The organism is Paenibacillus sp. FSL R10-2734, assembly GCF_037963865.1.
Classification (GTDB): Bacteria; Bacillota; Bacilli; order Paenibacillales; family Paenibacillaceae; genus Paenibacillus_AQ.
On record NZ_CP150170.1, the window covers coordinates 380,719 to 392,741 of the forward strand.

Here is a 12,023-nt window from a genome sequence, read left to right on the forward strand (position 1 = left end):
AGCTTGATACCACTGGGTTTATGAACACTTCTAGTCTCAATAATTAACCTCATTAGCCCTGAGAGATTATAAAATTGCACCTCATAATAATCAAAAAAAGACTTACAAGAACGAGAGGTTACATTTCTCTCGCTCTTAGCAAAGTCTTATTTAAAAAAAGTGCATTTGATTTAGTCAGGAATACTACTTTCGATGCATCTCTCGATATTGCCCAGGCGGTAAGCCAACCTGCTTCTTAAATACGCGAATGAAATTTTTAGGATTATAGCCCACCTGCTCCGCTATTTCATTGACCAATAAATCAGTCGTTTCTAATAGCTCCTGGGCTTTGGCTACACGCAATTGTGTGACGTACTCGATAAAGGAAATATCCATCGTCCGCTTAAACAGCTTGCTTAAATATTGCGGGCTCAAATTGCATATCTGTGCACACTGATCAAGAGAAATATCAAGATGATAGTGTGCCTTGATATAGTCCGTGACCTTCTCAATAAATTGCTCATACTCTTGATTCTTCTTACTATTCACATACAGTATGATCGGTTCGAATATACGATCCATAAACCACTCATTAATTGAATGAATAGTTGTGTGTGTTCTCAGATTTACATTGAGTTCACTAGTTGTACAGCCAAATAATTGCTCCGAATTTATATTCATTAAATATACAACTCGTAAAGTAGTAGACAACAGCTGATCGTAAGACATCATAATGAGCTCTGGATTGTGTACAGCGGATTGTACTTTATCAGAAAACGCATCAAGCATTCGCTTCGCTTCAGAGAGATCTCCCACCAGCAGTGAATCGGTCAGATGGTTCTCAATCTCCGTTGGATAACGGTACATCATCGAAATTGCAAGCCCTTTGCTCTCAATAATCTGATTACCGCCATTAATCATCCGCGAGTGAATCGCAAGCTGGGCCTCACGATATAAATCAGGCAACTCCTCCACATGCGATGTGGTTCGACTTAAACCGATCGTCGCCGGAGATTTCAAAAAATGAGTAATCTGCTCACGTATCCTATCAATTACAGGCTTCAGCTTATCTGACCAAACGTCCATCTCTTCATGCTCTGTCCATAGCCAAACCACAACTTGATCATTAAAGGAGTTAATGACCAAGCCCTCCAGTTGCTGTTGCTCCAACAATTCTGTCGTCATATTCTTCATAATGAAGAGAATTAGATCCCTATCCGTCTCTTGGAACTTAGTCACATCCGATAGGTGATCATAGGCAATAATAAATACAACTGCACACTGCTTCTCCGGAATAGAATGCCTGCGCAAAAGCTCAAGTAAATATTCACGACGGTCATGAGTAAACTGCCCCTCCATCAACCTTAAGGCGAACAGCTCACGAATTAGTGGAAATTGTTCATTTAATTGATTTTCTAGCTGACTCGCTTTACGGTTAATCTCCTTCCAACGCTGATTCACATAACTGAACTCATCCGTTCCCATATCTGCGGTTTGATTATCACTGATGAGAGAGAGAAGGTTCCGAATCGGACTATACACTTTCCTAGTTCCGATCATCGCCAATGCAATTCCTGCAGTAAGTACAACAAGTACAATTCCTATCGTAATGCCTGCAATCTTCCTTGCACTGCTATACAGTTCCGCCGTTGGGATCATATCCACAAACAACATCTTTTGGATTGGGGATTCCGTAGAAGTCACTAAGTATTCTCGGCCCTGCCATTGATAGATAAATTCTTGCTCACCTTTTTTTGTAACCGTTATCAATTCATGCAAGCCTTCAGGCACTTCGGTTCCGTTCAAATGGAATACAAGTTGACCGGTGTTATCCAGCACATACATTTGCTCATGCTCGTATTTAAGAAATTGTTTTGTCAGTGATTCAAACGCTTTATTATCTATGATAACCTGGATAAATCCGATAGGTTCTTTTGAATGTAAAGGTACTGTACTTGTTAACGTTATTCCTGAATCATAGTCTTTGCCACCCTGAGAATAGCCTACTTTCCAATCCAGTTGCTGATTTTTATCCAGTAGGTTCCCATACTTCTCCCGTTCCACTGCTGATTCAATCTTTATTCCACCGTAAGTTGATGATATTAAGTAGTTCTCATCCAATGTATATAGCGCAATATCCTTAACACGAGAATTTCCGTTCATAAAAGCTAACAAATTCTGATATACACCCGTATAGAAGCTGGAATAATTGGTTCGCTTCATTTCATTTAAGTCTGAAGTAAAGAACGAGCTTAGTTCCATCTGGACTAAGTTATTCTGCACCGCTTCCAACTCGGTATCCATCGTCTTTGAAGCGTAACTCAAGATTTGAGTAATATCTTGGCTAACATTATCTTTAATAGCATTAGAAGTTAATGCATAACTAGCGATTCCTACGATAACGATAGGAATGATCGATGAAATTAATGTATATGCAATCATTTTGCGATAAAATGATGGATACTTCAGCAATCTTTTATTCCAAATTGATCGGTAATCATCTTTAAGCTTCATATTGTAATCTCCCATGCTGATAAACTATGTCCTCAGCGTACAAATCATTTGATATGAAGTCAATAATTATAAAAAAAATTTTGGAAAATAATATAACATTAAACAAATCAAACAATCTGCTACAGATTCTTAAGATATTCAAGCAACTTATTATTCTAGCAGAAGCTCTTTGGTTTTAAGAGTCCTGACTTCATCCCAAATAAGTAAATAGAAAAGACACCGCGTAAGGTGTCTTCAGGCTGTCGAGAAAGTCTCGACAGCCTTCTTTGTGTCACAATTATTTAAAGCGACACCGCGTTAATGTTGTATAATATAGGTAACTATTTATAGAACGGATGGTGTTTTAAATGTTGCGTGCCAATCGAGAAAAACAACAAGCGTACGAGTTTGTTTCCATTGAAGAATTGGTTCCTAAAGATCATTTGCTACGCAAAGTAGATAAGTATATTGATTTCTCCTTCATCGATGATATGGTTCGTCCGTTGTACTGTGCAGATAATGGACGTCCTGCTATTGACCCTGTCATTTTATTTAAGATGATTTTTCTCGGATACTTATACGGTATTCGTTCCGAACGTCAATTGGAGCGAGAGATCCAAACCAATTTGGCCTATCGTTGGTTTTTAGGACTGGGACTAACCGACAAGGTGCCAGACCATACGACTATTAGTTGGAACCGGCGAACCCGATTTAAAGACACGAACATCTTTCAGGATATTTTCGATGAAATTGTGTTGCAGGCCATCTCTCACCGGATGGTTGGTGGACGTGTTTTGGTGAGCGACTCGACGCATGTTAAAGTGAATGCCAATAAACACCAATATACCAAACAACAAGTGCTGCAAAATACTAAAGATTACGTCGATGAACTCAACACTGCTGTAGCAGCAGACCGAAAAGAGCATGGAAAAAAGTCCTAAAACCTAGAGAGGAAGTGAACGAAGAAAAAGAAATTAAAGTAAGCAAGACGGATCCAGACAGTGGATATATGATCCGGGATGGAAAACCAGAAGGCTTCTTTTATCTGGATCACCGCACGGCGGATACCAAATACAATCTCATAACCGATGTGCATGTCACGCCCGGAAATGTCCATGATTCCGTGCCTTATTTGTCGCGTTTAGATCGTCAGCGGGAACGTTTTGGATTTAAGGTTGAAGCTGTTGCTTTGGATTCTGGTTATTTAACGACACCGATTTGCCGAGGTTTACAAAGCCGAAAGATTTTTGCCGTGATAGCTCACCGGAGGTTTCACCCAAGACAAGGCTTGTTTCCAAAGTGGAGATTCTCATTTGATAGGGAGCCAAATATATACGTTTGTCCGGCAAGTCATGAACTGAACTACCGAACCACAGACCGCAAAGGCTACCGACACTATGCTTCCGATCCGGAGCATTGTAAGAGTTGTCCTCTGCTGGACCAGTGTACACAATCCAGAAACCACCGGAAAGTGGTGACCCGACATGTTTGGGAGGATAGTAAGGATTGGGTACGAAATAACCGATTGAGTAAGTCCGGTAAGCATTTATACCGAAAACGAAAAGAAACGATAGAGCGAAGCTTTGCGGATGCTAATGAGCTCCATGGGTTTCGCTATTGCCGTTTGCGGGGGCTGCCAAATGTTAGAGAACAGGCACTGATGACGGCGGCTGTGCAGAACATGAAGAAGATGGCGATCCATCTAGATCGCCTAGAAAAACGAGGGTAACCCCCTCGTTTTCCTGTTTTACGATGTCTAAATACAAAAAGAGAAACCCATGGTCATGAAAATGACTGGGTTTCTCGACACTCTGGCGACCCTTATAGGTCGCTTTTCTGATACTCTTGTTGAAACCGAGGCAAGTAGAACCGCTACACGAAAACTCTATAACAGCATGGTTCCGAAAAACTACTATTCCAATTTTATATAATACAGGTTCGTCGTGATATCTTTTGTAATGGTATGTGTGCCTGCGGCAAGGGAGATAGTGGCAATGCCATTCGTTATAGGATAGCTTGTTCCATCCACTTTGATTTTGGTTCCTTCTGTATTGAACACTAGGGTTAGGGTTGAAGCTTTAGCAACACTGAACTGAATGCTGGTTACACTCTCTATTTTTAGACATTGGGTTAGGGTTAACCCCTGATATGTCACAGTTCCCTTACTTGTTGAAAGATTCCCTTGGATATTGAAGAAACTGCTCGTTGTTCCATCCGTGGTAAAGTTATGAACGGTTGCTCCCGCTGTTGGCACTGGTGTTACCGTCGGTACAGGGGTCGCAGTCGGAGCTGGAGTCGTTGTTGGTACTGGAGTTGCTGTTGGTGTTGGAGTAACCGTTGCTGTTGGCACAGGAGTCGCCGTTGCCGTAGGTGTTGCTATTGGAGTTGGAGTCGGGTTCGTAGGGTTAGAATTGCCCCCTACAGAGACAAGCCCCGTTGTGTAGCTTCTGATTGCAGACATCAGCGCTGTATTAAGCGCATACGAAACATCATCCACCGAATCATTAAATTCCCATGTGAAGTCCCCACCATTCAGACGTCCAGCTTTTGTCGTAACGATCTGTTCCACATCGCTTACATTATCAATATTGGATACATTCACTCCTGTATTAACGCTCGTGTCGAAGTTGTTATAGGCTGTTCCACCTTTTAATGCTTTGTATGAGCTAGGGACGGTTTCATTTCTCGACGAGGCTAAGTAGGCATCGAATGAGGTTGCATTAGCCGGAGCTGTTCCTGTATTGGAGTTGGCATAAATAAGACTTGAAGCATCAGCAATAATATTGTTATAGGCTTTGATCACCCCTCCATTTTCGCCTGAGAACGTCCCTTCCTCCCCTATAGCATCTGTACCTTGTAAGGAACTAAGCATTGGGTCTTTAGTATTTCTAAAAACATTGGATTCTACAAAAGCCGAAGCTCCGGTTGTAACGCCGACACCATATTTTGAGACTCCATCATAGAAGTTATTATAGATGTGAACAGAGGCCACTCTGATCCGCGGATGACGGGAGTCCGAATGATCAAACCAGTTATGATGGAAGGTAACAAAGAATTCTGCAGACTCACTAAGTCCGACTAGCGCAGCTTTTCCGGAATCAAAGTAGTGGTTGTACGAGATGGTAATGTACGTTGATCCTTTTTTGAGGTCCGTAGAACCGTCACCTTTGGCTTGGTCCGCATCTCCCCCTGCAGATCCATAGAAAATATCATTATTATGCACCCATACATTCGCATTGCCTGTGTCCATTGAAATGCCATCGTCAGGGAATAACATCACACCTAGATTTCTTACTTCCACATTCCCGGCATATCTAAGCAGCAATCCCCAACCGTATGCATAAGCATCTTTGCCGATACCTTCAATTGTAATATTCATTTCCGAATAATTATTTTTACCTTTAACTTCAAGATATCCACTGCTATTAAGTTGACCACTCAGGTCAGCAGCTGTAACCTTACCGATCATTCGGATGGCCAGTGGTGTTGTATCATAACCTTTTTGTCTCAGGGCCAAAATGTTGCCAAGACCAACGCCTGTTTGTACTGCACCTGAGCTATTGATTTTCACATCAAGTTTGACGGTCTGCGCATTCTGAGATGTTATATACAGCACTTGAGCACCATTCTTGAGAGTTCCGTTCTCATTATAAGCGCCTGATCCTGTACCATGTGGCGAGCTTGCCGAAAAAGCAAACCCAGATCGATCATAAGACGTTACGGATAGCGTATTTGAAACCGCACTTGCCGTTCCTCCCCCTGACAGTGCAGCCTCAACCTTCATTACATAATTTCCAGCTGCAAGCCCTACAGCATCCGCTCTCCAATAGGAAGAATATTTGCGGATCAATTCATTATTAATTTGTTGATACCCCGAATCTGATGCGCTTGCCAGTTTAACATAGACGTTATATCCTGTCGCATTGCTTACAGGTGACCATTCCACATATGCCGTTTCATTCCAGCCCCCACTGCCTGTTATCGAAAGACCAGCAGCATGTACTACTGTATTTGTCCATCCACCTGCTATCAAAGAAAGTGCAAGAGAAAACAACACAACAAAACTGGTTACCTTGGCAATACTTTTTTTCATTTTATTCCCTCCTGATTCTAATTTGTTGCAGATCGGAATGTAATCGCTTGCAATAAAATATAAAGTTCCTCTTTCACCTCCTGAAAATATTACATTTTATGGAACTCGAGCATCCTCAACATATCAGAATTGCAAATAGTTCCGAAACAATCATTTACTCATATCTCCCTCATCTAACAGCTTTCTGAGCTAATGATTATGGGACGAAGAATTAGTACTCCCACTCTCCGCAATGTATCCCTAGACTCTTATGAAAATACAGTACGAATAGCCTCACAGTAGCCAGCACATAATAAAATTCATAACCATTAGGTATCAGGGAGGAGCTTTCAATTGAGTACGAATAAACCAGATAAGAATCTAATCAACACAGTAAAAGATCTAGAAGCAACTCCCGTAAACAGCCTAGAGGCCCAACAGCAGCAGCAAGCCCGTAATGATCGCCGCAAACAAGCTCTGCATGACAGCGATGGCAAATTCTCAGAAAATGAATCCGGGAACTTCCATTAGAGTCGAGTCGTCAACAATGTTGGAACCTCAAAAACCGCACGTTTCATGATCCTTTCCAAAATGCTAAAAAGTAAAAAAGCGACCACGATGGTCGCTTTTTTACTGATATTTAAGCAATTCGTTCATCCTACAATTCGTTCAATGACTTCCCATCTATCTTCAGTATCCTGACGAATACTCTTTGCTTTCTTTTAAGCGAGTGATATCATGACCCGTTGGATTTTGGAAGACACGAAGCCCAAATATCGGCACAACTGCAAGAATGTGATCAAAGATATCAGCCTGAACCGATTCATATACCGCCCAGTTAGTATCATTGGTGAACGCGTAGATTTCTAAGGGCAGTCCATTATCCTCTGGCGCTAACTGTCTAACAAGCATCGTCATATCCTTATGAATTTTAGGATGATTCCTCAGATATTCATGGATATATTCTCTGAATACACCAACATTCGTGAGATGTCTTCCGTTTACTTTGCTCTCCGTATTGATTTCATGTTCGATATTATAGACATTAATTTCATTTAATCTTGTCATTATAAAATCGGCAAGGTAGTGAATCTTCTGAAATTCCTCAATCATTTCTTTTGTACAAAAGCAGATGCTGCTCGTATCTATATAGACGCTTCGCTTAATCCTTCTGCCGCCAGATACTTGCATACCTCTCCAATTTTTGAATGAGTCTGAAATGAGAGCGTAGCTAGGAATCATGGTGATTGTTTTATCGAAATTCATAACCTTTACCGTATTTAATGTAATATCAATTACATCACCATCCGCATTATATTTAGGCATTTCGATCCAGTCGCCTACACGCACCATATCATTAGATGATAATTGAACGCCTGCCACCAGGCCCAATATAGAATCTTTGAAAATTAGCATAAAAACAGCAGATAATGCACCTAGCCCACTAAGAATAATCAGCGGATTCTGACCAATAAGGTTAGAGATCACCACAATAGCACCAATGATAAATAAAATAATCTTTGCAACCTGAATGTACCCCTTGATCGGTCTAATCTTGGAGACCTCAAACGAACGATAAATAGCTTCGATGGCATCAAGTAGCGCATTAAACACCGAAATAGTTACGATAATCATATAAGTTAAGGCGGCTTTTTCAATAAAAGCCTGATATAGCGGAAAGATATGCGCAGAATAATAGATAATGAAGGCGGGCGCGAGATGCGACAGCTTGTGGAACACTTTTTTCTCCAAAACGATATTATCCCACGTATACCTTCCGTTATTAATGACACGAATAATTATCTTCAGCACGATTTTTTTGGCTATTAAATTGGCCAGTACAGAGAGCAGAGCTATAAAAAATACCATGATTATATTCGAAAGATACCCTATCATTGGCTCGCCCACACCGTATCCAGCTAGTTGATCTTTTATAAAATTCATCATTTCCTCCTGCTGTGTATTCTTAGATTGTTTGATGAAATGGTCGCTATCGACCGTTGCGAGTTAGCTATTATTGCTTAGTTTCAACTAATTGTATTAACCTTGTCAACGCGCTTGAGTAAATCGAGTCATTTCTATGCACGAACCACACCTGCAAATCTCGGTACTCTTCAGGCAAGCGGTGGGAAGCGATTATGCCCCTTTCTTCCGCCTTGGCAATCGATGATTGTGGCAGCATAGACACACCAAGTCCAGAGGAAACCCCATCTAGAATAACTGCCAATGTGCCAAATTCCATAATCTGATAAGTGGTCAGGCCAGTGCCTCTCAGAAAACTCTCCGCTTTTGCCCGATGCGTACATCCAACGTCAAAGAACAACATCGGCTTCATGAGCAACTCATCCATTTCGCTGTTCCCTGGTTCAGAGATCAACACCAGTTCCTCTTCAAAAGCCGCGACATGTTCTATATCTGGATCATCAACAGGACCATAGACGAACGCTCCATCAAGCTCGTAATCCAACACCTTTTGTAAGAGCGCATGTGTCACACCCGTAGTGAGCGATAAATTAACATCCGGATATCTTGATTGATACTCAGCTAATAGAGGAGTCAGATGAATGACCGCAGTCGCCTCAATGGAGCCTATCCGAAGAGGCCCTGCAGGATGGTCCGAGTATTGTGTAGTTTTCACAGCCTCGTCCATCAGAGTCAGTATTTTATCCGCATAACCCAGTAAATTCTCACCAGCCGGAGTTATCGTCATTCCTCGATTGGATCGCCGAAAAAGAGGGGTTTTCAACTGAGCCTCAAGAAACTGAATCCGGGTCGTCACATTAGACTGTACATAATTCAATATTTGCGCAGCCTTGGTTATGCTACCCTCTCGAGCTACAGCTTGAAATATTCTTAAATCTCCGCTTTCCATTTCTATGTCACCTGCTTGGTATGATCATTTATGATACTCACATTCGGTTTTGTTCATTTTACTGTATGATTCCCACTCTGTACAATTCAATATAGATTCATCGAAATACGAATTACTGGAGGAATTAGTATGAAAGCAATCGTACATGCTGGGATGAGCGGCTTGAAGGGCTTGACATATAAAGACATTGTGGACAAACAGCCGGGCTTCGGCGAAGTAAAAGTAAGGCTGAAAACCGCAGGGTTAAATCATCGAGACTTATTTCTCATGGCGGATCGAATAAATGAGGATGCTCCCCTGATTATGGGTTCCGATGGCGCGGGTATCATTGAAGCGGTAGGTGAAGGCGTAACATCCCTTACTGTAGGCACCGATGTAATTATTAATCCGTGTATCGGATGGGAAATCACCCATGATGTCCCGAACGTTCCGGCCATAGTGGGCGGCCCTTCAAATGGTACATTTGCCGAGTCTATCATCATCCCTGCGCAAAATGCCATCAGCAAGCCAGCTTATTTATCTTGGGAAGAAGCGGGCGTGTTGCCCTTGTCTGCTTTGACAGCCTATCGGGCTTTGTTTACGAGAGGTCGCTTACAGCAAGGCGAACATATCCTTATTCCAGGTATTGGTGGCGGTGTGGCAACTTATGCCATGCTTATGGCTTCAGCAGCGGGTGCACGAGTCAGTGTCACATCACGAAGTGAATCAAAAAGGCAACTTGCTCTTGCACATGGGGCAGATCATGCCTTTGACAGTCATAGTGATTGGAAGGAAAGTATGAAAGGAGAAACAGTGGATCTCATCTTGGACAGTATCGGGCCAGTTACGTTCCAACAGTACTTTGATATCATTAAGCCAAATGGCCGGATTGTTACGTTTGGAGCAAGCTCAGGAGATCGAATGGAAATAGCTGCACGATCCATATTTTACCCCCAAATCAGTATCATCGGCACCTCAATGGGAAGCAGTGAAGAGTTTATTGCGATGCTTGAATTTATGGAATTTCACTCGATACGCCCTATCATTGACAGTGTGTATCCCTTACAAGACACCCTTCAAGCCTTTCAGCGAATGCAACAAGGGCAGCAGTCTGGCAATATTGGAATAAGAATTAATTGAAAAAAGACACCTCTCAAGGTGTCTTTTATTTACTCCATATGGAACCGAGGCGTGGCATGGCAAATCCATTAGCCGCCGTGTGTTCTAGGGCATGCAAGTATTTCCACCGCAACATGCCAAGAGTCAGCAACCATCTATCCTTTTACGTGGCGCTAACACGTCGTTTAGCAAGCGCCATCGCGGCAGCATAGCCGGAGCTCCAGGCCCATTGCAGGTTATAGCCGCCGCAATCTCCATCGACATCCATCACTTCACCTGCCAAATACAGCCCAGGGACTAACTTAGATTCTAACGTTCCTTCGATTAGCTCCGTCGTATCGATGCCACCGGCTGTTGTTTGTGCATTCGTGAAGCTGTTGGTATCGGTCACTTTAAATTCCCAACGTTTCAAGATTCGATAAAATATTTTCTTGGTTTTCCATGATAAATCCATACAAAGCAAGTGCGGCTGTTGATCAATTCCAGCCTCCTTCAGCAGAACTGGAATCAGTTTCTTGCTGACGATGCCCACAAAAGAATCGGCAACCGTCCGGTGTCCGAAGATCCCCCAGTGGATCTCCAGAAAATCAATTAACTCTTCCTCCGTGCGCTCCGGCATTAAATCAACCGACAATGTCACCGATTCTCCTATTCCGAGATTATACGCAGCCTTTCTGCTGAGCTGAAGTATGGGCGGGCCCGAGATACCATAGTCCGTAAAAAGAATCTCACCAGACTCAGTGCGGATGACTTCATTGTTTACGATAACATGGGCCTCTCCCTCAAATTTGATGCCCGATAGTTCCTTCAAATACGGATAATCCAGCTTCAATTGTACAATGCCTGGCACCGGGTTGATCAGGGTGTGCCCCAGACGTTGGACAAGCGTATAACCGGAGCCGTCCGTTCCCGTTTTGGGAGCGGTAAGGCCGCCTGCACATAGAAAAAGATAGTCGCTGGTATACACAACCTGTTCCTCTGTCTCCGTCTGGCAGGTTATCGCGAACCGCGGATGTCCCGCCGAAACGGTAACATCCAACACTTTATGTTTATAATATACGGGAACATTCCGATCCTCCAGCGCCAGCTTAAATACACCCGGCACCGAAGCCGCCTGCAGCGACATCGGATACATCCGGCCATTCTCCAAGCTTACAAAAGGAAGCCCGAGCGAGGAGAAAAATTCGATCGTTTGGCGGACACCGAATTGCCGCAATACATGTATTGGGAATCCTTCTTGATTACTGTGATACTTGCGTGATAAAGCGGCCGCTTCATCCGTACCGGTGGCGGTGGATTGGTTCGTAATGTTGCAACGCCCGTTACCCGTCGTTATTATTTTCTTCCCAAGCCGGTCATTGCTTTCAATAATTGCTGTATCAATACCTTGATCCCTCGCTGTAACTGCAGCCATTAGACCTGCAGCACCCCCACCGATAATGAACAGCTCGTGGTGCTTAGAAGTCTGATCCTTATACATGTTAATTGATGCATCCCTTTTCCTAATAA

At 42.8% G+C, this 12,023-nt stretch carries 8 protein-coding genes; 3 read left to right on the top strand and 5 right to left on the bottom strand.

Annotated elements, in window-relative coordinates; translation table 11 throughout:
* Window positions 1-183: 183 nt before the first annotated feature.
* Entirely contained in the window at window positions 184-2,493 is a 2,310-nt protein-coding gene (locus NSS67_RS01720) for a helix-turn-helix domain-containing protein (RefSeq protein ID WP_339318059.1), read from the bottom strand.
* A gap of 347 nt (window positions 2,494-2,840) precedes the next feature.
* Between NSS67_RS01720 and NSS67_RS01725 the strand changes: the two genes are divergently transcribed.
* A protein-coding gene (locus NSS67_RS01725; RefSeq protein WP_339318060.1) for an IS1182 family transposase occupies window positions 2,841-4,201 on the top strand; the annotation gives its coding sequence in 2 pieces (ribosomal slippage) (window positions 2,841-3,408 and window positions 3,408-4,201; 1,362 coding nt in all).
* Between the two features lie 183 nt (window positions 4,202-4,384).
* Here NSS67_RS01725 and NSS67_RS01730 read toward each other — a convergent pair.
* Window positions 4,385-6,565: a pectate lyase gene (locus NSS67_RS01730; RefSeq protein WP_339318061.1), complete on the bottom strand. Its 2,181-nt coding sequence runs from the start codon at window positions 6,563-6,565 to the stop codon at window positions 4,385-4,387.
* Window positions 6,566-6,898: 333 nt separating this feature from the next.
* On the opposite strand from NSS67_RS01730, the gene NSS67_RS01735 reads away from it, so the two are divergent.
* Window positions 6,899-7,075, top strand: a complete 177-nt coding sequence (locus NSS67_RS01735; RefSeq protein WP_339318062.1) for a hypothetical protein — start codon at window positions 6,899-6,901, stop codon at window positions 7,073-7,075.
* A gap of 159 nt (window positions 7,076-7,234) precedes the next feature.
* On the opposite strand, the gene NSS67_RS01740 is transcribed toward NSS67_RS01735, so the two are convergent.
* Both NSS67_RS01740 and NSS67_RS01745 read right to left on the bottom strand, forming a co-directional pair.
* On the bottom strand, window positions 7,235-8,488 hold the full coding sequence (locus tag NSS67_RS01740; protein ID WP_339320476.1) for a mechanosensitive ion channel domain-containing protein: 1,254 nt from the start codon (window positions 8,486-8,488) through the stop codon (window positions 7,235-7,237).
* A 70-nt stretch (window positions 8,489-8,558) separates the two neighbouring features.
* Window positions 8,559-9,416: a LysR family transcriptional regulator gene (locus tag NSS67_RS01745; protein WP_339318063.1), complete on the bottom strand. Its 858-nt coding sequence runs from the start codon at window positions 9,414-9,416 to the stop codon at window positions 8,559-8,561.
* Window positions 9,417-9,545: 129 nt separating this feature from the next.
* Here NSS67_RS01745 and NSS67_RS01750 point away from each other — a divergent pair, with 129 nt between their 5' ends.
* Window positions 9,546-10,535 (top strand): zinc-binding dehydrogenase, encoded by a 990-nt coding sequence (locus NSS67_RS01750; protein ID WP_339318064.1) that lies wholly within the window; start codon window positions 9,546-9,548, stop codon window positions 10,533-10,535.
* Window positions 10,536-10,677: 142 nt separating this feature from the next.
* Here the strand turns inward: NSS67_RS01750 and NSS67_RS01755 are convergent, their stop codons facing one another.
* The gene (locus tag NSS67_RS01755; protein ID WP_042184042.1) at window positions 10,678-11,994 is read right to left on the bottom strand and encodes an NAD(P)/FAD-dependent oxidoreductase; all 1,317 of its coding nucleotides are present in this window, start codon (window positions 11,992-11,994) and stop codon (window positions 10,678-10,680) included.
* Window positions 11,995-12,023 lie beyond the last annotated feature (29 nt).

Coding starts and splice junctions, on each gene's coding strand:
- NSS67_RS01720 (WP_339318059.1), bottom strand. CDS start 2,493: ATGAAGCTTAAAGATGATTACCGATCAATTTGGAATAAAAGATTGCTG.
- NSS67_RS01730 (WP_339318061.1), bottom strand. CDS start 6,565: ATGAAAAAAAGTATTGCCAAGGTAACCAGTTTTGTTGTGTTGTTTTCT.
- NSS67_RS01740 (WP_339320476.1), bottom strand. CDS start 8,488: ATGAATTTTATAAAAGATCAACTAGCTGGATACGGTGTGGGCGAGCCA.
- NSS67_RS01745 (WP_339318063.1), bottom strand. CDS start 9,416: ATGGAAAGCGGAGATTTAAGAATATTTCAAGCTGTAGCTCGAGAGGGT.
- NSS67_RS01750 (WP_339318064.1), top strand. CDS start 9,546: ATGAAAGCAATCGTACATGCTGGGATGAGCGGCTTGAAGGGCTTGACA.
- NSS67_RS01755 (WP_042184042.1), bottom strand. CDS start 11,994: ATGTATAAGGATCAGACTTCTAAGCACCACGAGCTGTTCATTATCGGT.